This is a genomic window from Paenibacillus sp. JT22N12 (genome assembly GCF_056269365.1).
This window is the reverse complement of record NZ_JBWDNU010000018.1, coordinates 83,031-105,557: the sequence shown is the minus strand read 5'-3', so window position 1 is coordinate 105,557 and position 22,527 is coordinate 83,031. Positions and strand designations below refer to the sequence as shown.

25 protein-coding genes are annotated in these 22,527 nt (G+C 53.1%); 14 read left to right on the top strand and 11 right to left on the bottom strand.

All coding sequences use genetic code 11. The features are described from left to right. Nucleotides 1-35 precede the first annotated feature (35 nt). The 8 genes from tsaD to AC0YOA_RS34805 form a co-directional block, all read right to left on the bottom strand. Complete coding sequence (tsaD, locus tag AC0YOA_RS34840; RefSeq protein ID WP_475790483.1) at nucleotides 36-1,064, bottom strand: tRNA (adenosine(37)-N6)-threonylcarbamoyltransferase complex transferase subunit TsaD; 1,029 nt, start codon at nucleotides 1,062-1,064, stop codon at nucleotides 36-38. Next, nucleotides 1,061-1,540: a ribosomal protein S18-alanine N-acetyltransferase gene (gene rimI / locus AC0YOA_RS34835; protein WP_475790482.1), complete on the bottom strand. Its 480-nt coding sequence runs from the start codon at nucleotides 1,538-1,540 to the stop codon at nucleotides 1,061-1,063. Before rimI ends, tsaD begins: the two co-directional genes overlap by 4 nt. Continuing rightward, nucleotides 1,540-2,373 carry a tRNA (adenosine(37)-N6)-threonylcarbamoyltransferase complex dimerization subunit type 1 TsaB gene (gene tsaB / locus AC0YOA_RS34830; RefSeq protein ID WP_475790481.1) on the bottom strand — a complete coding sequence of 278 codons (834 nt, stop codon included), beginning with the start codon at nucleotides 2,371-2,373 and terminating at the stop codon, nucleotides 1,540-1,542. Before tsaB ends, rimI begins: the two co-directional genes overlap by 1 nt. Beyond that, entirely contained in the window at nucleotides 2,370-2,864 is a 495-nt protein-coding gene (tsaE, locus tag AC0YOA_RS34825; RefSeq protein ID WP_475790480.1) for a tRNA (adenosine(37)-N6)-threonylcarbamoyltransferase complex ATPase subunit type 1 TsaE, read from the bottom strand. The genes tsaB and tsaE overlap by 4 nt, the downstream gene beginning before the upstream one ends. A gap of 214 nt (nucleotides 2,865-3,078) precedes the next feature. Beyond that, nucleotides 3,079-4,113, bottom strand: a complete 1,035-nt coding sequence (thiL, locus tag AC0YOA_RS34820) for a thiamine-phosphate kinase (protein ID WP_475790501.1) — start codon at nucleotides 4,111-4,113, stop codon at nucleotides 3,079-3,081. 403 nt (nucleotides 4,114-4,516) lie between these two features. Continuing rightward, nucleotides 4,517-5,383 carry a YitT family protein gene (locus AC0YOA_RS34815; protein ID WP_210045177.1) on the bottom strand — a complete coding sequence of 289 codons (867 nt, stop codon included), beginning with the start codon at nucleotides 5,381-5,383 and terminating at the stop codon, nucleotides 4,517-4,519. 229 nt (nucleotides 5,384-5,612) lie between these two features. Next, nucleotides 5,613-5,768 (bottom strand): hypothetical protein, encoded by a 156-nt coding sequence (locus tag AC0YOA_RS34810; protein ID WP_210045178.1) that lies wholly within the window; start codon nucleotides 5,766-5,768, stop codon nucleotides 5,613-5,615. 109 nt (nucleotides 5,769-5,877) lie between these two features. Next, the gene (locus AC0YOA_RS34805) at nucleotides 5,878-6,066 is read right to left on the bottom strand and encodes a hypothetical protein (protein WP_475790479.1); all 189 of its coding nucleotides are present in this window, start codon (nucleotides 6,064-6,066) and stop codon (nucleotides 5,878-5,880) included. 171 nt (nucleotides 6,067-6,237) lie between these two features. Between AC0YOA_RS34805 and ku the strand changes: the two genes are divergently transcribed. The 3 genes from ku to ligD are packed head-to-tail and all read left to right on the top strand — an operon-like array spanning nucleotide 6,238 to nucleotide 9,170. Beyond that, entirely contained in the window at nucleotides 6,238-7,176 is a 939-nt protein-coding gene (gene ku / locus AC0YOA_RS34800; protein ID WP_475790478.1) for a non-homologous end joining protein Ku, read from the top strand. A gap of 42 nt (nucleotides 7,177-7,218) precedes the next feature. Next, entirely contained in the window at nucleotides 7,219-8,274 is a 1,056-nt protein-coding gene (locus AC0YOA_RS34795; RefSeq protein WP_475790477.1) for an ATP-dependent DNA ligase, read from the top strand. After that, nucleotides 8,271-9,170 (top strand): non-homologous end-joining DNA ligase, encoded by a 900-nt coding sequence (ligD, locus tag AC0YOA_RS34790; protein WP_475771019.1) that lies wholly within the window; start codon nucleotides 8,271-8,273, stop codon nucleotides 9,168-9,170. Before AC0YOA_RS34795 ends, ligD begins: the two co-directional genes overlap by 4 nt. An 86-nt stretch (nucleotides 9,171-9,256) precedes the next feature. Here ligD and AC0YOA_RS34785 read toward each other — a convergent pair whose 3' ends face one another. Beyond that, entirely contained in the window at nucleotides 9,257-9,793 is a 537-nt protein-coding gene (locus AC0YOA_RS34785; protein WP_475790476.1) for a hypothetical protein, read from the bottom strand. Nucleotides 9,794-10,067: 274 nt separating this feature from the next. Here AC0YOA_RS34785 and AC0YOA_RS34780 point away from each other — a divergent pair, with 274 nt between their 5' ends. The 4 genes from AC0YOA_RS34780 (at nucleotide 10,068) to AC0YOA_RS34765 (ending at nucleotide 13,083) form a co-directional block, all read left to right on the top strand. After that, a complete protein-coding gene (locus tag AC0YOA_RS34780) occupies nucleotides 10,068-10,400 on the top strand; it encodes an STAS domain-containing protein (protein WP_210045184.1) in 333 nt (110 codons plus the stop codon). A 30-nt stretch (nucleotides 10,401-10,430) separates the two neighbouring features. Next, complete coding sequence (rsbW, locus tag AC0YOA_RS34775) at nucleotides 10,431-10,910, top strand: anti-sigma B factor RsbW (protein WP_475790475.1); 480 nt, start codon at nucleotides 10,431-10,433, stop codon at nucleotides 10,908-10,910. Then, nucleotides 10,907-11,689 (top strand): sigma-70 family RNA polymerase sigma factor, encoded by a 783-nt coding sequence (locus AC0YOA_RS34770; RefSeq protein WP_475790474.1) that lies wholly within the window; start codon nucleotides 10,907-10,909, stop codon nucleotides 11,687-11,689. Before rsbW ends, AC0YOA_RS34770 begins: the two co-directional genes overlap by 4 nt. Before the next feature lie 191 nt (nucleotides 11,690-11,880). Continuing rightward, nucleotides 11,881-13,083 (top strand): magnesium transporter CorA family protein, encoded by a 1,203-nt coding sequence (locus AC0YOA_RS34765; protein ID WP_475790473.1) that lies wholly within the window; start codon nucleotides 11,881-11,883, stop codon nucleotides 13,081-13,083. A 99-nt stretch (nucleotides 13,084-13,182) separates the two neighbouring features. Here the strand turns inward: AC0YOA_RS34765 and AC0YOA_RS34760 are convergent, their stop codons facing one another. After that, complete coding sequence (locus AC0YOA_RS34760; protein WP_475790472.1) at nucleotides 13,183-14,346, bottom strand: PP2C family protein-serine/threonine phosphatase; 1,164 nt, start codon at nucleotides 14,344-14,346, stop codon at nucleotides 13,183-13,185. Nucleotides 14,347-14,439: 93 nt separating this feature from the next. Continuing rightward, nucleotides 14,440-15,057, bottom strand: a complete 618-nt coding sequence (locus AC0YOA_RS34755) for a DUF948 domain-containing protein (RefSeq protein WP_475790471.1) — start codon at nucleotides 15,055-15,057, stop codon at nucleotides 14,440-14,442. Between the two features lie 324 nt (nucleotides 15,058-15,381). Between AC0YOA_RS34755 and AC0YOA_RS34750 the strand changes: the two genes are divergently transcribed. The 7 genes from AC0YOA_RS34750 (at nucleotide 15,382) to AC0YOA_RS34720 (ending at nucleotide 22,450) form a co-directional block, all read left to right on the top strand. Next, nucleotides 15,382-15,549: a DUF1328 domain-containing protein gene (locus AC0YOA_RS34750; RefSeq protein ID WP_210045190.1), complete on the top strand. Its 168-nt coding sequence runs from the start codon at nucleotides 15,382-15,384 to the stop codon at nucleotides 15,547-15,549. A gap of 341 nt (nucleotides 15,550-15,890) precedes the next feature. Further along, nucleotides 15,891-16,682: a lipase family protein gene (locus AC0YOA_RS34745; protein WP_475790470.1), complete on the top strand. Its 792-nt coding sequence runs from the start codon at nucleotides 15,891-15,893 to the stop codon at nucleotides 16,680-16,682. Nucleotides 16,683-17,035: 353 nt separating this feature from the next. After that, on the top strand, nucleotides 17,036-18,340 hold the full coding sequence (locus AC0YOA_RS34740; RefSeq protein ID WP_475790469.1) for a sugar phosphate nucleotidyltransferase: 1,305 nt from the start codon (nucleotides 17,036-17,038) through the stop codon (nucleotides 18,338-18,340). Nucleotides 18,341-18,435: 95 nt separating this feature from the next. Beyond that, nucleotides 18,436-18,663, top strand: coding sequence for a hypothetical protein (locus tag AC0YOA_RS34735; protein ID WP_210045192.1), 228 nt, complete (start codon nucleotides 18,436-18,438; stop codon nucleotides 18,661-18,663). Next, nucleotides 18,660-21,014, top strand: coding sequence for a glycosyltransferase family 2 protein (locus AC0YOA_RS34730; RefSeq protein ID WP_475790468.1), 2,355 nt, complete (start codon nucleotides 18,660-18,662; stop codon nucleotides 21,012-21,014). Before AC0YOA_RS34735 ends, AC0YOA_RS34730 begins: the two co-directional genes overlap by 4 nt. 70 nt (nucleotides 21,015-21,084) lie before the next feature. Then, nucleotides 21,085-22,089: a glycosyltransferase family 2 protein gene (locus tag AC0YOA_RS34725; RefSeq protein ID WP_475790467.1), complete on the top strand. Its 1,005-nt coding sequence runs from the start codon at nucleotides 21,085-21,087 to the stop codon at nucleotides 22,087-22,089. Next, nucleotides 22,058-22,450, top strand: coding sequence for a GtrA family protein (locus tag AC0YOA_RS34720; RefSeq protein WP_475790466.1), 393 nt, complete (start codon nucleotides 22,058-22,060; stop codon nucleotides 22,448-22,450). The genes AC0YOA_RS34725 and AC0YOA_RS34720 overlap by 32 nt, the downstream gene beginning before the upstream one ends. The last annotated feature ends 77 nt before the right edge of the window (nucleotides 22,451-22,527 follow it).

Here is a 22,527-nt window from a genome sequence, read left to right as displayed (position 1 = left end):
TCCCTTGGAATCGTCTGTCAATTCCAAATTAATAATTAATGGCGAACCGACCAATTTTCCAGTGAAAGACCCGGCTCTGCCTTCATGTCAAGCGGAGTGAATTCGCCGCTTTTCCATTTGAGATGGGCCGCAGCGCCTATCATGGCGGCATTATCCGTACATAGCCCAAGCGGCGGTATGAGCAGCGGGACTCCCTCTGCCTCGCAGCGTGCTGTAAGAGCCGCCCGCAGGCCTTTATTAGCCGCAACGCCGCCGCATAACAAGAGCTGCCTGGCACCCTGCTCACGAACGGCGCGGAGCGCTTTTTCCACCAGCACATGAATGACCGAGGACTGGAAGCCTCTCGCCAATGCGCCGCGGTTCAGCACCTCGCCCTTCATTTTGGTCTGGTTGATCACAGCAAGCACCGCCGACTTCAACCCGCTGAAGCTAAAATCATAGGAATCCGGCTCCAGCCAGGAGCGGGGCAGATCGATTTCTTCCTCCGCTTCAAGCGCCAAGCGGTCGATATGGGGGCCGCCCGGATAAGGAAACTGGAGCGCGCGCGCGACTTTGTCATAGGCTTCGCCTACGGCATCGTCCCGCGTCTGGCCGATAATCCGAAACTCCCCCTCGCGCTCCAGCACGACCAGCTCCGTGTGCCCGCCGGAGACTACAAGCGCAACCGACGGATACACGATATCATGCACCAACTGGTTGGCATAGATATGGCCCGCGATATGATGGGTGGCAATGAGCGGCAAATCCAGAGCCATGGACAGACTTTTGGCTGCCACGATGCCGACCAGGAGCGCTCCGACAAGCCCTGGCCCCTGCGTGACTGCAATGGCCGATATATCCCGGAACGTCGCACCCGCTTCGGAGAGCGCCTGTTCCATGATCAGCGTGATGGATTCCACATGCTGGCGCGAAGCGATTTCCGGAACGACGCCGCCAAACTGCTCATGCGTTTGAATCTGGCTTGCTATGACGCTGGATATAATTTCGCGGCCTCCGCGCACGACGGCGACGGCTGTTTCATCGCAGCTCGTCTCGATGGCGAGCAGCAATTCATTGGTTGTCATGTTTCACTTCCCTGCTTAAGCTCCGCCCACATGATGAGCGCATCTTCCATATTGTCCGAATAATAATTCGGCCGGAGGCCGGAGGGCTCGAAGCCGAGCTTGCTGTACAGCCGCTGGGCGATCTCATTGCTCACACGAACCTCCAGTGTCATCCTGTTCGTCCCGAAAATGACTGCCGTCTTCATGATCTCCCGCAGCAGCCGCTCGCCGAGGCCCAGCCCGCGGTAGCCCTCACGGACAGCAATATTCGTCACATGCGCCTCATCCATAATGGTCCACATGCCGCCGTAGCCGATGACCTTCTGCTCATAGACCATGACCATGTACCGCGCAAAGTGATTGTTCGTAATCTCGTTCACAAAAGCCTCTTTCGACCATGGACAGGTGAAAGCCTCCTGCTCGATTTCAACAATATCCGGAATGTCGGAAAGTGTCATAACGCGAAAAACAAGACGATCTGCATCAATCTCCGTCATTAAGCACCAGCCCCTTTCTCCCTGGACTCCTTCAGCTTCACTTCCGCCTCTGTCAGCTGTGTATAGTTGGGCACAAAAGCGTGCACATCATCCCGCTCCCCCGCTGCAAGGCGGACAGCGCCCAGAGCTGCAACCGATGCGCCTTCCATCGTAAAAGGATACATCCGGACTTCGCATACAGACCCTCTCCCGCAGCAAAGCGCGCGAAGGCGCTCGCACTGCGCTTCATGCAAGGTCAAATCGCCAACAAACCAGATCCGCACAGGAGCTGCTTCCTGAGGCAGACTGCGGAGCCTCTTGTCAAGCTCCGAAACCCACTCCTCCATAAGCCGAACGCCATCCTCGGCCTGCCGGTTCCAGCTGCCGCCCGCTGAAGCTTCAAAAGCGGATGTATACACCTGCCCGCGCCTTGCATCCATGATCGGAATAAACCATTCAGGGCGGTTAAGCAGAGGAGAATTATCGTCTGCAATGCGAGTATGCCAAGCCCCATAGGCCAGCGCCTCCAGACTTGAAATGCCCACAAGGGGTTTGTTCCATACCCATGCAAGCGTCTTGCCCACCGACACGGCAATACGCATCCCCGTATAGGAGCCTGGTCCCCGGCCGATTGCGATTCCGTCCAGCTCGTCCGGCTTGATGCCGGTCTCATCCAGCAGAGCCTTCAGCTGCGATACGGTTGCCAGCGAATGATTGCGTTCCGCGAGTGACTGGACCGAGGCAAGAATTTCGCCGCCTCTTGTCAGCGCCGCTGCCAGCGATGCCGTTGACGTGTCAAGGGCAAGCACCACCAGCTTGTCCGCCGCGCCGTTTTCCTCTATCTGTTCCTTCATGTGCCGCTTGCTCCCATCGCTTCAAGTTGCGAGCACCACCCGGCATAAGGGGCGCCAATTCCGCTCAAAGAAATACGGCGCTTCTCTCCACCGAGATGCTCGATATACAGCTGCATCCGCTCAGGCGGAAGCAAATCCGTAATTAAGCTGGCCCATTCCACAATCGTGACGCCGTCTCCGTAAAAATAATCATCGAGCCCCAGCTCATCCGCTTCCTCCAGGGACAAGCGATAGACATCCATATGATAAAGAGGCAGCTCCGCGCCTTCATATTCTTTGATAATGGTAAACGTAGGGCTGTTCACAATCCCCTTGATGCCGATCGATTTGGCAAAAGCCTGCGAGAAGCGCGTTTTGCCCGCTCCGAGATCGCCGTCAAGCGCCAGCACCATTCCCGGCACCGCCCAGGCAGCCAACTGCTCTGCAAGAGCAACGGTATCCTGCTCGCTTTCGGCTATCCAATCGGTTTGCTGCGTTTCACTCACACTCATTTTGATTCCACCTAAAGTTTTCTGTGAAACTTCTTGTTATACTTCCTTGGAACAGAAAACACTTCGGAAGCATAGACCTAAGTTTTCTGTGAAACTTCATGTTATACTTCCTCGGGAAACAGAAAACACTTCGAAAGCGTAGACTAAAGTTTTCTGTGAAACTTCTTTGAAATACTTCCTTGTGAAACATAGACTATATTTTTTCCTGTGATTGTCAGTCCGTAAAATGATTGTATCCCCGCTTCTCGATCCGTGTCAGCTGCTTGGGATACTGGCGGTTTGGGTCAATACCAGCTTTGCCCTCTGTAATCATTTCCACACTCGCTTGTCCTGCTTCCACCTCTCCGATGAGGTACAGCGGAAGCCCCGCTTCCATAAGCTCAGCTTTGGCCGCAGCCGCATCGCTGCCCGAAATAGTGCCAAGGAGCACATAATCCTCGCCGCCATTCAGGATCCACTCCAGTGGTCGTATGCCTGCACCGCTGGCATACGAGGCCATGCTGCCGCTGACAGGCAGCTGCCCTTCGCGCAGCAGGATCTTGACCCCGGAGGCCTCGGCGATTTCCCAGGCCTCACTGGCGAGACCGTCGCTGATATCATTCAGCGACGATACCGTTCCGCGCGCGGCAAGCATCCGCGCCGCGCGCACCGAGGGCGCCGGCCGGCGGTGCGCCTGCACAAGCGCCGCCGTGCCGGCGGCCTCTGCCGCGGCCAGCGGCACGAACTGCCCGCCGCCCGCCCCGGCTGCGGCGAGCAAATAATGAAGACCGGCCGCGGCCATGCCGACCGGGCCGGTCACAAACACGGCATCGCCGGGCTGCGCCCCGGACCGGCGGATAGCCTTGCCGGCCTCGACGGTGCCCACCACCGTCACGGCCACAACAAGCTGCCCCGGCGACGAAGTCGTGTCGCCGCCAACCACCGCGACGCCGTAATGCTCGGCGCACGCGTACAGCCCGTCATAGAGCCGGCGTACCCGCGCCGGCTCCCAGGTCTTTGGCGCGCTCACCGAGATTAGCGCATGCCGGGGCTCGCCGCCCATGGCCGCGATATCGCTTATATTCGCGGCCAGCGCCTTCCAGCCGACATCGGCTTCCGCCATCGTCGCCCCATTGAAATGGACAGTCTCCACCATCGTGTCGACCGCGAGCAGCCACTGCAGAGCGCCGCCTGATCCCGGCGGCGCTTCCACCACAGCAGCGTCGTCGCCAATGCCCAGGACGACCCCCTGCTCCTTCAGCCGCTCCATGGTTTGGCGGCCATCCGTCCAGTGGCGGATACTCATGAACTCATCCAGCCAGGCCGCCTCCCGTCGCTTTCCCTCATATATCGCTGCAGTCAGCCGCTGACAGCGATGTCTTAACGTTTACCCGGGCTGTCCGCCCGTCAATGACCTTATTATATCGGTCCGTTCTCCAGCCCGCAACAACGGCGGCGAGCTTTTATTCCAGGAGAAAACGTCTGCAGCCGCTCTTTGGCGGCTTAGCCAGGTTCTTTCCCCAGAAGTAGAAGCAAAGAACAGGCCGCATTTTAAACCTTCTTGACTATCATCAAAAAAACAGCATCCGCTTGCCCGTGGAATCCGGACAGCAGACACTGCTGACTGTAGGTTTTCTGTTAAATTATGATCTCAAAACATAATGGGGATGGGTCTAATGGATATCCCGCTTCTTGAAGCGCCCGCCCTTGACATCGTGAATGTTGCCGACAGCCAGGAATGCCGAAGGATCAAGCTCCTGGACAATCGATTTCATCTTGGCTTCCTCGAGGCGGGTGATGACGCAGAAGATCACGCGCTTGGAGCCGCCGGTGAAGCCGCCTTCGCCATTCAGGTACGTAACTCCGCGGCCCAGACGGCTCATGATCGCTTCGCCGACTTCTTTGGCCTCTTCGCTGATAATCCAGACCGATTTGGACTCGTCGAAGCCCTCAATCGTAATATCAATCATCTTGAAGGCGATATAGTAAGCAATTAATGAGTACATCGCGCTATCCCATGAGAATACGAATCCCGCACTGCCGAGAATAAACAGATTGAGGAACATCACCACTTCGCCTACGGAGAATGGAACCCGCTTATTGAACACAATCGCGACGATTTCCGTACCGTCGAGCGATCCCCCGAACCGGATGACGAGTCCCACGCCAATCCCGAGAATAACGCCGCCGACCACCGGTGCAAGAAATGTGCTGTAGGTTAGAGGATTGACAGGATGCAGCAGCTGCGTGCCGATAGACATGACAGCAACGCCGTACAAGGTTGACAAAGCGAAGGTCTTGCCGATTTGCTTATAGCCAAGGATAAGAAAAGGTACGTTAAGCAAGAATAGAAACAGTCCGAGCGGCAGTCCCGTCAAATGGGCAACCATGATGGATATGCCCACAATGCCCCCGTCAATAATATTGTTCGGAACCAGAAAAATTTCAAGTGCCACCGATACGAGTCCGGCACCGATCGTGATGAAGATAATCCGTATCAGAATTTCGAGCTTCGTTGACTTATAATGCTGTTTGCCCATGCCTTACCCCCTTATGATGATGTCCAACCCCATGCCCCAAGACTTAATTTGATTCTTCAAATTTCCCCTTGTTCCTTCATTATACCTGAATTTTGACCGAATTCAAAACCTTTTCGCTCATTATCATCGTTTTTCTGCCATTATTATAATTCCGTTTCCGTTTTCTATACGTTTCTGATCACAAAAACAGCCCCGGCATATGCCGGGGCTGCTCCTTCCGATAAAAAGCTTAAAGCTTGGGAAATACATATTGAACAAGGAAGTATAGTGCTCCAAAGAAGATAATGATGTAAGCTGCATATTTGATAAATGTAGCGGCGACAAGGCTGGAATCGGATTTCTTCTCCACATGACGCTCTTCAATATCCACGTTGCGATCCACCATTTTTATCATCTCCTGATCGTTGTCGATATGTTCTTTAATACCCAGAATTGCACAGGCACCAAACACATATCCAAACGGACCGGAGATTCATATCCCGTGAAAACATTTGTTAATCCTTGGTCTCCGGTTCCATCGTGTCCGTTGTCGATTCCTCGATCTTGCCGTTATGCAGGGTAACCTGCCCTCCGCCAAGCCCTTCATTGACCATCCGGTCGATATCCATAAAGTAATCTTCCCGGCCTTCGCATATTTTGTCCGTCAATGGATCCTCTTCCTGGCTATTATTGATTTTGGCCATGCCAATCCCTCTTTTCCGGCTAGAGAATAAGTGCATGATGAAAATATGCCCGGTTCGATTGTCTTTCATGCATTCGGGCAATACTGAAATCATACGCTTTAAAAGCACATGTTTGCGGTTTGGAGCCATAAAAAAGGTTGAAAATTCGTCATTTAGGGAGGTTGTCTAATCTTGCATACCGTCTGGAAAGGCGCGATCAGCTTCGGTCTTGTTCATGTTCCGGTTAAAATGTTCTCTGCCACCGAAGACAAGGATATCTCCATGCGGCTTATTCACCGCGATTGCGGCAGCACGGTGTCCTATATCCGCAAATGTCCGACCTGCGAAATTGAAGTGGACTGGAATGCCATTGTGAAGGGCTACGAATATGAGAAGGGCCGCTTTGTATTGTTTGAGAAGGAGGAGCTTGAACAGCTAAGCGACGATGCCACCAAGACGATCCACATTCTTGATTTCGTGGCGCTGGAAGAGATCGATCCGATTTATTTTCAAAAAACATATTACCTGTCTCCCGATCAGGCCGGAGGAAACGCCTATAATTTGCTGCTGGAAGCGATGAGGCAGTCGGGGCGGATCGGCATCGCCAACATCTCCATCCGGTCCAAAAGCTCGCTTGCCGCTATTCGCGTCATCGACGACTGTCTGGCGATGGAGACGATTTTCTATCCCGATGAAATCCGCTCGGTTTCGCAGGTGCCCGGCTTGCCCGAAACGGTCAACGTCAATGACAAAGAGCTGACGATGGCGCGGATGCTGATCGAGCAGCTCTCCACGCCATTCGAACCGGAGAAATACACGGACGAATACCGCGCACGGTTGATGGACGCCATACAGCATAAAATCGCCGGCGAGGATGTGCGTGTGGCTCCTGAGCAGCAGCGGACGAACGTGATCGATCTGATGGCAGCCCTGCAGGCCAGTCTCGAAGCCGTGAAGCTGCCGCCTGACGCTCCAGGCAGCCTGGACAGCAATCCGGCATCAGGCGCGGCCAAGGCCGACGATTCCGATACCGGATCAGATGAAACAGCCAAAGATGACATGGCCGGGAAGACACCAAGACCGCGCAAAGCAAAAGGCAAGGACTCCTCATCGAAGGAGACTGTATCTTAGCAAAAATCAGCATTAGCCAAGAAGGAGGGGAGGAGCAGCGGGATGGATCATTCAATGGCAGACCAGCACAGGGACGAACTGAAGAGCCTGTTGAAACGTGAAAACACTGCCGGTCCTTCACTGCCGGTTCTCCCCCAACAGCCGATGGCCCCCATTTCAGAGCCCAGGCTCCCTGTTGGAGAAGAGTGGCGGTACCAGTTGAAATGGGACGGCGTGCGCATACTTGCACGTCTGAGCGACAGCCGCGGCGTTGAGCTTTTTTCCCGCAATCTGCTGAATAAAAATGCCACATACCCGGAGATAGCCGCTTTACTGGAAGGACTAAGAGAAAAGCTCGGAAGCTGCCTTCTCGACGGGGAAGTGATTTGGTGGGATGGCATACGTCCCCATTTTCAAAAGGTGCTGCAGAGGGAACGCAGTTCGGCCGCCGGCACGGGCGGCAAACGCTCAGCCGCCGCTGGCACAGCAATGCCCGCCTTCGCCAAGTCCGGTGACGGGGCGCTTATTTACGTGCTGTTTGACCTGCTTGCGGACGAAAGCGGCGATCTTCGACATTTGCCTTGCAATGAGAGATACCTTCGGCTGCAGCGGTTATGTCATGGCCTAAGTCCGGGCCTTCTCGTGGCCGATGTGTTTTCCGATGGGGAAGCGCTGTGGAATTGGGTGGAGACGAACCATTGGGAGGGCATTGTAAGCAAACGCTGGTCGAGCGCTTATGGAGAGGGCAAAAAACACAGGGACTGGCTTAAAAAGAAAACCTCCCTGCTGCTTGATGTCGATATTGTTGGTCTGAAATGGCGCAGCGGGGTCCTGGCCAGCCTGGTCATGTCACAGGAGAACACCTACATCGGTTCCGTGTCGCTTGGTTTGAATGACGCTCTGAGAAGTACCCTGGCTGCTGCCTTTCACGGAGAGCCCGCCCATTTTGCTGCATCGTCATGTCCTTTTCCAGCGATGCCGGACGATCTCAGGTATGAACAGGTGCAGTGGCTGCCGAATCCATTCCGATGCCGCGTTACCGGTCTTGAAATCACATCGGCCGGCCAGCTCCGCCATCCCAAGCTGGTAACTTTTCTGCCGAAGGAGCCTTCAGCATGAGCCGTACAGTGAAAGGGACGATTGTCGTAGAGGGTGTTGAGCTGTCCGTCAGCAATCCCGACAAGCTGCTTTGGCCCGAGATGGGTATTACGAAGGCGGTCTATTTGCAGCGCCTGGCTGCTTTGTCTCCATGGCTGATCAAGCACTGCGCTGACCGGCATTTGACCACGATCCGGTTCCCTAACGGAGTAAGCGGAAAATCCTTTTATCAGAAAAATAGCCCTACGCCTGCTCCTGACTTTGTCCGGACCCGCGAGCATGAGAACATTCAATATGTTGTGCTGGATTCATTGCCCGTGCTGTTGTGGCTTGGCAATCTGGCCTGCCTGGAGTTTCATGCTTCCTTCGACCGGATCAGCAATCCCCTGCAGCCTACAGAGTGGGTGCTTGATCTGGATCCATCCCTGGAGGAAGAACCGAGAATTATGGAGGCGGCCGCATTGACAGGGGATCTGCTGCAATCGCTTGGCATCCAATCCACGCCCAAAACTTCGGGAGCCACAGGCGTCCAGATCATTACTCCCGTTATTCCCGATTTGACCTTTGACGAGCTGCGCAAAATCGGAGAATTTGTAGGCAGCTATCTATCCGATAAGCATCCAGGATTGTTTACGGTTGAACGGATGAAAAAAAACCGCGGCGATCTTATCTATATCGACTATCTGCAGCATTATAGGGGAAAGACCATCATTGCACCTTATTCCCCGCGTGCAAGATTGGGCGCAACCGTTTCTACTCCGCTTCATTGGACTGAGGTGCGCCGCAATGCTTCCATTCTTGATTATAACCTGCTGAATATTGAGAGCCGATTGCGTCAGGAAGGGGATCTGCTTGATCGGGTCCCTGCACAATCCCTGCGTCCGATCCTCAGCTTTATCGGCTCTGCCCGAAAGTAAAAAGGACGGCGCCGATGAAATTCGGCGCCGTCCTTTTTACTTGTATCCTCTATAGCCCATCGTCCAATAACCGAATTTAATTGGGCTTACAGAATTGTTTCCGCACCGGATCTGCGGAACACGGCTTCCGCAATTCCTCCGCGCGAGAGATCCGGTCCGCCGTCGGAGGGCTTGTCTCCGTCTGTCTCTGCCGTTACGACGATAGCGCCTTCGGCAATCGCATCGCGGCATTTTTCCGCGTCGCTTCCCTCGATGCCAAGCGCGTGCAGAGCATCCTCCATATCTGTATCATTATCAAGAAAGCCGCCGCCCACCAGAATACCCGCCCCGTACGGAGCGGCTGCTCCGCCGGAATTGATTCCGACACCGCCTGCCGACCCCACTCCAGCCCCGATCACGCCGATGGCGGGAATACCAAGACCATCCTCCATATGCTCGCGCGTATCGGCAAGCTCCTGTATTTCATCCGTATGCACATCCGTCTCCGACTCCAGCCGGCGGGAATGCTCCCGGTCCTTGGCTATCACCTTAAGCTCGGTTTTGGAAAAACCCTCCTGCTCCAAGCCCTTTACCGCATCCAGCGCCTGCTGCTGCATTTTGAAGATTCCGATTTTTATGGCCATTAATAACGCCTCCTATTATGATGTAATTCGTCAATTCCCGTTGATTCTTCCCTTAACCTGTGTTACCTGTCTTTACAGGTTTGTTTTACCCTCTTTTGGCCCAATTCAATCGGCGGCGGCAAGCAGATTTTTCCTCCTCCGCTTTTTTGTTTCAAGCGCAATGGGCAGGGGTATAAATAGAGAAGAATTAATAATGAATGAAGTTATTTAGGGGTTTGGGCCTGTGGTATGATGAAAGGACGGCAGGTTCTATTTTGGGTACAGGAGAGGTTATATGAAGCAAATCGACAAGCTGTTTTTACGTACCGAAAATAAAGAAGGCAAATGTATCGTTTATGTCGGAGGCGAGCTTGATCTCGAATCCGCTGCCCAGATGCGGGCAGCCATGTCTCCGCTCGTTGAACTGTCGGATCGCGAGCTTATCTTGAATCTCAGAGAGCTTCGTTATGTGGACAGTACAGGAATCGGCATACTGGTCTCCGTCCTGAAGGCACGCCACGCGAATAATGCACCTTTCGCGGTAGAAGCCATACCGCCAAATATCCGCAAATTGTTTGATATGACGGGAATAACGCCTTTTCTCCTTAAACAGACCGGGCAAGCATGATTGTTATTAGGAAAGGAACGAGAACACGCCATGAAAGCGAATGAAGAGATTGTAACTTTACAAGTGCCGGCTTCTGCGGAATATATTGACCTGGTCCGTTTGACTCTATACGGCCTTGCGGTCAAGATCGGATTTTCCTACGAGGAAATCGAAGATATGAAGGTTGCCGTTTCGGAAGCCTGCAACAATGCCGTGCTGTATGCCTACGGCGATTTGCCTCATGGCTCTACTTCCCTGCCGCAAAACGGAGGCCCTCATATAGAGGTCCGTTTTGTAAAGAAGCCCGATGCGCTTTCCATCATTGTCAAGGATGACGGACGCAGCTTTGACGCCGCTTCCGCAGCCAAACGGGCTGAGCCCATGCACGGAAAATCGGTTGAAGAGCTGCAGGCTGGAGGATTGGGGCTTTATCTGATGCAGGCCCTCATGGATCAGGTAGAAGTAAATAGTGAAACCGGAACCGAAGTGGTTCTGACCAAACGACTTGTTAAAAGTGGTGAAATGGTATGAATCTGCAACCGGCCAAGCAGCCACAGTTATCCAATGCGGAACTCATTCTGAGCTACCAGGATAACCCGGACAATGAGACGGCAACGACGCTTATTGTCCAATATGAGCCGATGGTTCGAATGGCGGCCGGTAAAATTTCGCGTAATCGGCCCGATTTGTATGAAGATTTGATGCAAGTAGGGCAAATCGCTTTGCTTCGTTTATTCAAGCAATTTGATGTGTCACTTGGCGTTCAATTCGAGCCTTATGCGATGAAGAGCATCATCGGCCATATGAAGAACTATTTGCGTGATAAATCCTGGTATGTGCAGGTCCCCCGCAGAATCAAGGAAAAAGGAATCGCGGTTCAGCAGGCGGTCGATAATCTCACCGTGTCGCTGGAACGCTCGCCCCGTATCGAGGAAATCGCCCAATACATGGAGCTTTCCGTCGAGGAAACGACCGAAATTCTGGCCGGACGGGAATTGTATCACTATGTTTCGCTGGATACTCCGATTTCGGAGGAAGAAAATACAACGACGCTGGGAGATCTGATCGGGTCGCCTGCGGATGACTTCGATTCCGTTGACAAGAAGCTGGATCTTCAGTCCGCGATGTCCCGGCTGAAGCCTCAGGAGCAGCAGGTGCTGCTGCTTGTCTATCAGGAAGGGCTGCCGCAGCGGAACATCGCGGATAAGCTTGGGGTTTCGCAGATGAGCATTTCGCGTATTCAACGGCGCGCCATCGAGAAGCTCAAACAATATCTCAACGAGAATGACGCGGATCAAACAGATGAATAGATTTCTTCCGACGATAAAACAATGATGCCGCCGCAACCGGGTAATCCGCGCGGCGGTATTTTTATTGGCTTTTTAGCCTTTTTCCAGCATTGTCCGGTTACTATCTTATCCTTCCGCAGTTGTGCATGCAGCGCGTTCACGTTATGATGGTAACAATAAAATGCATGAACGGATCAGCAGGAGGCTCGTATATGATGATGCATCGGATGCTCCAGTTTCCAGCCAATTGGGAATGGCACGTGCTTCACAAACAGCGACCGGACGGAGCGGCCGGTCTCGGCCGAAGAGGCAGCAAGTCCCCCTCCCATCACAGAACGAATTCCGAGCCGCACGCAGATGGCAGCAGCTCCATTTCCATAGAAAATTCCTTTTTCAGCAATCAGAATTCAAATGCCCAGGAGGATGAACAAATCCTTAGGGAATTCAAGCAGGCTCATCCCGAGATGGGGAATTGGGTCAATGAGACTTTGCAGCGTTCCGATCATAACCATGTGATGGTTTCTGAACTGGAGGATGGCAGGCCGATTCTCTGCGGGACTTTGATGTTTCAGATTACAGAGGATTATGAAGATATTAAGCCTCTTCACTTCTGGATGACGAATCAGAAGCTGGTTACCCTGCACGGCGATTACCGCTTGGCCATCCGGATGCAGCTGGAGCCGTGGTCGGAGAAGCTTGAACGCTGCCAGTCCGCCCCCGAAGCCTTCTTCGTGATGCTTACATATATTGGCGAAATCCTTCACAGGGGACTCGATACCTTCGAAACCCGTTTGGGGGAGCTCGAGCAGACGATGCGCCACAACAACCGGACAGGACTGATGAATTCAATCTTTGAGCGGCGCTTTGATCTCCTCCACTGGAGCCATTTATTCATCCCGATTGAAGAAATTTATGGCGCTGCCAAAGAGGCTTTCCTCGATGAGGTCATGGAGAAGGAAGAATTCAAGCGTTTTGAATTCAAGGTGCTGCGGATTCGCCAGCTGCTTGAGCATTACGCCGTTGAAATCGACACGCTGCTCATGATGGATGATTCCATCTCGACCTTCCGCGGCAATGATATTATGAAAACCTTGACGATCTTTACCACGCTGTTCGCCCCTGCCACTGTAATTGGGGCGATCTGGGGGATGAATTTCGATATCATACCCTACGCCCATCATACCTGGGGATTCATTGGAGCCAGCCTCCTGATTGCCATTATGACTCTGCTGGTATACTGGTGGCTGTGGCATAAGGGCTGGACCGGCGATCTTCTGTATGCCCGCAAGCCCAGGCAGATTATCAAATCCTCCGGCGGAACCTTGACGGAAACGAGAAGCGGGAGCCAGGGAGGAACAGAAACGCTGCGGCGCAGTTCAACACCTTCCAGATCCTCCCATCGGACAAAGAATTAAGATCCTTGTGTATATCCTATAGGCAAAACAAACAAACCCGGTTATGCTAACCGGGTTTGTTTGTTCACTACTGATTATTACAGGATTGGCGAAACCTCTTTATTTGATATCAACCAGAACAAGGCAGCGGTCATCGGACCGGTTGGAGTCATTATCCCGCTGGAAGAGAATCTCTTCCACTTTCTCCAACGGCACCGTACTTCCGAAGGGTTGAAGAGCCTCCTTCAGACGTCCCATCTGGTCGTCATCTTCCTCTCCTACCAGATCCAGCATGCCATCGGTATACAAAATCATCCGGTCACCTGCCGTGATGTCCAGAACATGCTTCGTAACCTCGATTTCATCGAATAATCCGATTGCCAGACCTCCCTGCCGGAAGGCTTCGACCTGTCCGCCGCCGCGAACGATCATACCCGGCGGATGGCCGGCGTTCACATATTCAATGGTTCCCTTCTCCAAATCAACCAGCGCGTACAGCGCGGTAAAATAATACTGGATCAGCTGGTCGGCAAACTGCAGCTGCTGCGACCGCCGGTTCAGCTCCTGAATGACTTGCTCCGGCTCTACGAGCTTCGTCATAGCCTCCTGCATGACGGAAGCAATGAACATGCATACAAGGGATGAGGAAATGCCGTGACCCATGGCGTCGATGACAGCGATGCCATACCTTTTGTCATCAATCCGGTTCCATGCATACAAATCGCCGGAAAGCTCTTCGGAAGGCCTGAAAATGGCGTTAATCGCAATACGGTCATCCTCTACCCGCTGGGGCAGCGCAGCGCTCTGAACCTCTCTGGCCAGCTGCAATTCTTCCCTGACTCTGCGGTCGCGCTCTTTATGCCAATCCTTCTGCTCCTTGAGCCTGAGCGCTACCCGGATACGGGCGAGCAGTTCAATCCTGTTGATCGGTTTGGTGACATAATCAATGGCTCCGGCATCAAGCGCCTCCGCCAGTTTCTTGGAATCGCCGATCGCCGTTACCATAATAATCGGAATATCCCGAAGCCGCGGTGACTGTGATATGGCATGGCAGGCGGTGATTCCATCCACCCCCGGCATCATCATATCCAGAAGAATCAGATCGATTCCGTTATCGTCGGCAGCGGAATCCTCCGGCTCCTGGCCCTGCGCGTTCAAGCCCAATAAGCCAAATAACTCTGTTCCGGAAGCCGCCGCCCACACATTGGTGTAGCCGGCACGCTTGAGAATTTCCTGTACAACCGTAATATTCATCGGATTATCGTCAACGACAACAATTCGCATCTTCCATCTCCTAGCAGAACGTTCATCTTTGTTCCGTTCATTATCCTACTTACGTCCTTGTCTTATCATAACCCCTGGAGCTTACTTCCGCCACTAACGCCTGGCAATCAGTTTGGCTACGTGAACTCCCGTTTCCATCCATGCCAGCCAGGCCGGTGTAGATTGCGGCTCTGCGGTTGTATGGATATACCCGCTCTTATCCAGCGGAGCCTCCTCCATCCAATTCGTTGATGCTCCTTCTGCTGTCACGGCAGTCTGCATGCCTGCTGTCTCCCCGCCTGTAAGCCCGGCGCCGGTACTCACGGCACTATACGCCGCATTGCGTTTGGCCTCTGCATCCCGGGCCGCCTTGGCGGCATCCTTCACAGCAGCGGCCTCCGCCCGTCTGCGCAGCTTTGCAGACCAGAGGGAAGAGAAGTTGTGGGCGACCCCCGCCACTTCATGAAGCGCCTCTCCCGTCTCGCGGACAGTAGCCATCAGCGGCTCAATGGAGTCGATCTGTTCATCCACGCGGTCTGTCAACTTCCGTGCGCTGCCGACAAGCTCTCCGATGTCATCCTTCCATCCATGAACCGCCAGCTGGACCTCCTGCAGCGTTTTGCCTGCCGCATCGAGGGAGGTCTGGACCTTCTTGAGGGTCTGGACCAGAAAGATAGCCAAAACAGCTACAGACAACCCTATTAAAATCATCGCAATATCAGTTCCGCTCATACACTTATTCCTCCTAATTGTTCACGAAAATCATCCGTGATTGTTCACGAAAATCATCCGTGCTTTTTGCAGCTGATCCGGTTTTCTGCATCTTTAGCTATGGGGGATCTGCGGCGCAGCATGCAACCGCTTGTTACATTCGTTTACCCCCGCCTATCTGATTTGAATCTTATGTTTCAACTCTCATACAAGGCGGTTAAAGTCCGATCAGACATGGACGAGCCAGGCTCTTGCCAGCAGCAGAGAATGGACAAGCAGCCCCTTGGCTCCCATGGAACCTGCTCAATGAGTGCGATCAAAAATAGGAAAGGATTGGTGTTTCATATGTTGCGATATGCAGCCATCTTCTTCATTGTTGCGATAATAGCGGCTATCTTCGGATTTGGGGGAATTGTTGAATCCGCAGCTGGAATCGCTAAGGTCCTGTTCTTTATTTTCATCGTCCTGTTCGTCATCTCCCTCATCACGGGAAGAAGAAACACATCTGTCTGATACGCTGAATGATTATCGGCCAAAGTCGATATTCAGGACGATAATCAGCAAGAAGAAACGGCTGCCTCCGTCCTTTTGGCGGTACAGCAAGTTTCTTCCCTTAGAAATATAAGAAAAGGATCGAGAAGTTTTATACTTTCTTATATTTGAACAGAGATCTCTCCTTGTGTTCATGGAAGCTCCATTCAACCATGACACCAAGGAGAGATCTCTTTTTGTCCAATTATATTAAGAAAGGATAACTTCCCGGCTTCTCTATTCCTCCACTGCCTGATCGTCTGCATCCGCATAAACCTATCGGCCTGTATGGGCATACACTACGGTAGGGAGAGTGAAAGGCAATGGACTATAACGGAGAGATGAATCTTCACACCGCTATCTTTCTGGCAGCCGTCTGCGGACAGACCTATATGCAGTATGAGAATCCTCAGGAGCTTTTTCTGGTTCCCGCCACCTACCGTGTGGTGGGCTCCTTCAATGCCGCTGTATTTAGCGATATCGGGGAGCCGTTCGGGTTTCTTATTGAATCCGATCATGCCGCCGTGCTCGCTTTTCGCGGCACCAGCTCCGCAACGGACTGGGTAACCGATTTGATTGCGCAGCAGACGGTGTTCAAGCCCGTCAATGAAGAGTGTCTCACCCACAAAGGATTTACGGACGTTTATATGTCCGCCAGAGATCAAATTTTCAGCCTGCTTGATCGTCTTCAGGACAGTAAACCGCTTTTCATAACGGGACACAGCCTTGGAGGAGCGCTCGCCACCTTGGCAGCTCTGGACATCGTCACCAACCGTTCCCATAATCAGCTGGTTGTATATACCTTCGGAGCTCCGCGCGTCGGTTCGCCTTCATTCGCCGTCTACTACAACAAGCACGTCCCCATTAACATCCGCATCCAAAATGTATTTGATATTGTCCCGCATCTCCCCCCGCTCATTTACCAGCCTCCCAAATCAGAAAATATCTATTACTATCTTCATGTGAAAGGTGAGTCCAGACGCAGCTTCCGTAACGGTTCCGTGAGCGGCAACCATATTTTAACCAGTTATTTTGCCAATCTGGCCGCTGAGGATCCGGTGTTTGCCTCTTCCCTGTGCAGCGCTCCTCCTGGCTTGTGTCCTGTATTTATTTGAATAAGCTCCTGACAAATCACCAACGCAAATATTTACCAATAAATTACACTATTGATTATTTCAATTGCTTCTTTTTTTAATTAGAAAAATGAGATACAATTAACCTGATGCTGTCAAAATAAAGCATATTTTATCGATTTCCAGCTCCAGAATTAGGAAATAAGAACTACTTATAATAGTATCCCTCCATCCTTTCTATTCCCATACTTGCAGCTGAAATAATTATTATTTGCGAATTATGCAATGACTTCATTCTATATTACGCCTATTAATTCCATTTAATATTTTAATAATGCCATATTTCTATTTTATTTTTTTATAATTACTATTATTCCCAATGCGATGGAGGCAACATGAAAATTATTTTACTTTCCGGCGGCTCCGGAAAAAGACTATGGCCTCTTTCATCCGAGAGCAGATCCAAGCAATTTTTACAGCTCCTTCAGGACCAGGATGGCCAGCAAATCTCCATGGTCCAGCATACGATGAACCACCTCAGGCAGCTTGGACTCGACCATGAGGTCGTTGTCGCAGCATCCGCCCGGCAAGTGGAGCTTCTGCACAAGCAGCTCGGGACACATATTCAATCCACTGTTGAACCGGAAAGAAAAGATACATATCCTGCCATTTTGCTCAGCTGCGCTTATTTGGCCACAGAAATGAAAACATCCCCGGATGAGACGGTTATCGTCCTCCCCGTTGATCATCATACGGAACTGACTTTTTATCAGAAGCTGTTTGAGCTGGATAAGCTGATTCAATCGGAATCTGCCCGGCTGGGCTTGATCGGCATTCGTCCGTCCACTCCTTCCGGCAAGTTCGGCTACATCATGCCGGAGGAACAGACAGGGGAGCCGGGAGAACCTGTTGCCATCCGGGAATTCATCGAAAAGCCTGAAGAGGCTCATGCCCTTGCATTGATCAACCAGGGCGCCCTGTGGAACTGCGGCGTATTCGCATTCAGGCTGTCCTCCATGATCAAGGAAATCAGCAAACGCGGCCTTCCAACGGATTATGGCGAGCTGCGCGGGCAGTATGCTCTTCTTCCCGCCATCAGCTTCGATTATGAAGTTGTGGAGCGCGAGACGAGCCTCTCCGCTCTCGTATACGATGGGATCTGGTCGGATATGGGGACCTGGGATGCGCTGTCCCATTCGATGGATAATGCGATATATGGAGCAGGCTTGCTGGATCACAACTGCTTGAATACGAATGTGATCAACGAGCTGCCTGTTCCGGTGCTGGTTACCGGAGTGAATGATGCAGTTGTTGTTGCGGGCCACGATGGCATTCTTGTGGCCGGCAAACATGCGTCCGGCGGGCTCAAGCCGCTTCTCGAGCTTATGCAGGGACAAGCTCGGGATGCCGGCGGAGATACCAGCTATGGCTGGACCCGGACAGTGGATATGATCGTTGCCGATGGGCACATCGCCGCGCGGACACAACGCCTTCATGTTATAGCAGGCGGTCAGATAGACTGTACAGCGCCGGAGACGGCAGCCATCACATGGGTGCTGCTGACAGGCAATGGCTCTTATCTTTATTGCGGGGAAAACCGGGCTCTTTCGGAAGGACAGAATTTCCAGCCGCTGCCGGGCGGTGTCTTCCAGGCTGACACCAGCTGTGATCTGCTCGAAATCAGGGTGACCCCGGCCTGATGCCGGACTTGCCGCTGTTATCTTTCCGGGAATCAAATGATGTGTATACAATGCTCTTTTATGCCTCATGTGAGGAAGAGCTTTAGGAGGTTCAAATGAAATACCGCCGGTCCCTGTTTGGCTATCGTCCTGAAGATGTCCAGCGTCAGCTGGAACTATATAGGCTTGAACAGGAAATTACGCAAGATCTGCATGAAAAAGAGCGGATTGATTACGAGATTCTTTTTGCAGCGAAGCAAGTTGAGGTGGAACGGCTGCGGGCCGGGCTGGCGGATGCGCTCGCCCTGGAACGTCAGCTGATCGAAGGGAATGAGCCGCTATGATACGGCTGAGGACCCAGTGGACAGGCGTTAACAGAAGCTTCGCCAAGCATATTCTTGCGCGTGAAAAGGCAGCCATGGATGAGAAGAAGCTGCTGCTGTCCAGTCAGCGCGAAGCACAGGCATTGGCTGTCAGGCGGCTTGAACTGGAAGCCGATGAGCTGGCCAAACGGCTGGAGCTGACCCATGCCCGCATTGAGGATTTGAGAGCTGTTCAAGCTGCCAGGCAGTCCCGTCCGTCTGCAGCAGAGGATGCTTACTCACAGCAGGCGGCATCATCGGATAAGCCGGCGGCAGTGCTTCGCATGGGCGATCAGCTTGTCCGCGACGGGCTGATCAGCGCAGCCCAGCTCCAGGCGGCCATGGCCTCGCAGAGAAGTCATGGCGGACGGCTTGGCGATATTCTCATTGATATGGGATTCATTGCTGAAGCGCAGCTTCAGCAGACCTTCCACGAGCAGCCGCGCAAAGGCAAGCTCGGGGACCTGCTGATCGAGGCGGGTCTTATTACGCCAGAAAATCTCGAGAAAGCGCTGGCCTTCCAGATCAAAAGCGGAGGACTGCTGGGTGATATTCTGCTTTCGCTTCAGCTGATCGAGCCGGAGACGCTCTACAGGGCGATCGCCACGCAAAATAATATCGGCCGGATCGGCAGCGAGCTCAGCATCAACACGCCCGTACGTTTATCGGAGGCGCTTGCCCGAAGCTATGAGGTTATCGTCATTCACCAATATATGAACCGGTTCCTCGTTGCGGTCAGCGGACCGTTGACTGCGGATCAGAGTGCCGAGGTACAGCGGCTGCTTGGCCTGCCGATCGAGCAGGTCTTGGCCACCAAGGATGAGATGGAACGCTTCTGGCTGCAGGTCTACGGCTCCGAGATGCTTCACGAGAGTACCTCGAAGCTTGCCGATGAGCAGCCGCATAATTCGGCGATTACCACCTTTACAAGGACGCAGATCGGCGGCTTTATTGTCATTGGCCTGATTGCTGCCATCGGTCTGATCTTCCGTTTCTGGGCAACGCTGCTCACGCTTAATCTGATCGTCCAGCTCTTCTATTTTGTGATGTCCATCTTCAAATTCACGGTGATTATGTACGGTTCCCGCCGCGGCTCCCAGTTCCGCTTCACGCCCGAGGATATTGCGGCCATCGATGAGCGGGAGCTGCCGGTCTATACGATTCTGGTTCCCATGTACAGGGAAGCCCGGGTATTACCGCATCTGCTGCATAATCTGGAGCAGCTTGATTATCCGAAAGCCAAGCTCGATGTGCGCCTCCTGATCGAGGAAGATGATGCTGAGATGCGCACGATTCTGCAGGAGATGAAGCTGCCAGCCTATTATACGGTATTGGTCGTGCCTGACGGCTTGCCCAAAACCAAGCCGAAGGCGTGCAACTATGGACTTATTCGCGCCCGCGGCGAATATGTCGTTATTTTCGATGCCGAGGACCAGCCGGATCCCGATCAGCTGAAGAAGGTTTTTCTGACCTTCAAGCAATGCCCGGACAATTATGCCTGCATTCAAGCCAAGCTGAACTATTTCAACAGTGACCAGAATCTGCTGACACGCTGGTTCACGCAGGAATACAGCATGTGGTTCGAGCTGCTGCTTCCCGGCATCATGCAGCTGGATGTGCCGATTCCGCTCGGCGGAACATCCAATCATTTCAAGATGTCCGTACTGAAGGAACTGGGTGCCTGGGACCCGTTCAATGTAACGGAGGATGCCGATCTTGGCATCCGATTGTACAAGCATGGCTACAAAACCGCTATCGTGGATTCACGGACCTGGGAGGAAGCAAACAGCAGAACAGGCGGCTGGATTCGTCAACGATCCCGATGGATCAAAGGTTATATGCAGACCTGGCTTGTGCATATGCGCAATCCGGTCAAGCTTTTTCGCGAGATCGGCTTTAAAGGGTTCATCGGCTTCCAGGTGATGATACTGGCTACGCCGCTGCTGCCGCTCCTGAATCCGATATTCTGGCTAATGCTCATACTCTGGTTTGGCTGGGAGCTTTCGGTCATTGGCGATTTTTTCCCAGGCTTCATCTATTATCTGGCCAGCATCGAATTTTATATCGGCAACTTCCTGTTTATCTTCAGCAATGTGGCCGGCGTGTACTGGGTCATCCATGAGCTGGAGAGCAACGAAGAGCGGATCTTCTCGTACAAGCTTGTTCGGTACGCTCTGCTGACACCGGTTTACTGGGTGTTCATGAGTATCGCTGCGCTCAAGGCAGCCTGGCAGCTGGTAACCAACCCTTTTTACTGGGAAAAGACAGAGCACGGGCTGACCGGGTCCCCCGCTCCCTCCGAAACAGGCAAGTCTTTGGATTCGACGGGCTAGATGCCATTCATTATGATTTGCAAATCTACCAGCCGCCTGATTGCAAGGCGAGAGAGGAAGCATAACCGACGTGAAACGATCCCTGCCCGAGTTGTCCGTCATCGTACCCGTCTATAATGAAGCCGCTCATATCGCCCGTTCGCTCCGGATCATCGCCGATACGCTAAAGTCCATTGCCGCAAGCTTTGAACTGATTGTGGTTGATGACGGTTCGAGGGACCGGACCTGGGAGCAGCTGGTCAAACTGTCGGCGGATCTGCCCCAGCTGACGACGATCCGGCTCAGCCGGAATTTTGGCAAGGAGCTGGCGCTCTGTGCAGGAATGGAGCATGCCAGGGGCGCCGCGGTCATTGTGATGGACGGCGACCTGCAGCATCCTCCTGAGCTCATCCCCCAGATGGTGCGCTTGTGGCGAGAGGAGGGCTTTGAAGTCATCGAATGCGTCAAGGAAAACCGGGGCGAAGAAGCAGCAGGCAAAAAACTAGGCGCGCAGGTCTTCTATGGCTTGCTGAGCTACCTATCCGGTTATAAGCTGCAGGGCGCCTCCGATTTCAAGCTGCTGGACGCCAAAGTGGTGGAGTCCTGGCGTGAGATGCCCGAGAGGGTAACCTTCTTCCGGGGCATGACCGCCTGGCTGGGCTACAAACGGACAACAGTTTCCTTCTCGGTGCCCGCCAGGGAAGAAGGAGCAAGCCGCTGGAATCTGTTCAATCTGATCAAGCTCGCCGTTCAGGCGATTGTATCCTTCTCCACGATTCCGCTTCGTCTGGTCAGCATTATCGGGGCACTGTTTCTGGTCGGGTCCATCGCGCTTGGAATCAACACCATTGTCCAGAAGCTGCAGGGAACAGCCGTCACAGGCTTTACGACCGTTATTCTGCTGCTGCTGCTGATCGGCAGCTTTCTGATGATCTCCCTTGGCATTATCGGAGAATATATTGCCGCTATCTATCATGAGGTGAAGGGCCGTCCCCGCTACCTCATCGCTGATAAACACGAGAACGCGCTTGCCTATACGAGGGACGAAACGGGGGACTCAGGCGATGCGTTCGCTGCTGCAGCACTCGATCGTTAAATACGCCGTTGTGGGCCTGCTGGGAACAGCGCTTCATTTCGCTCTGCTTGCAGCTCTGGTGGAATGGGCAGGCTTCCATCCCGTTGCGGGATCGGTACTGGGCTTCACAGTCGTGCTGGCTGTCTCCTTTGTGCTGAACAAGCAGTGGACCTTCCAGCAAACGGAGAACGGCAAAGAAGCCGGTTACCGGCAGTTCATGCGTTACAGCATTGTTTCCGGCTCCGGCCTGTGTCTGAATACGCTTATTATGTATGCCGCCGTAGAGTGGCTTCACCTGCCCTATTTGCTTGGTCAGGTATTGGTTACGGTTGTCGTACCCGTACAAAATTATCTGTTCAACCGGAACTGGACCTTCCGTTAGTTCCGAATATGCCTGCAGAAGGCAGCAGACCGGACGAGAAAACAAAATTGAAATACCACCTGACAACCTGACCGAAG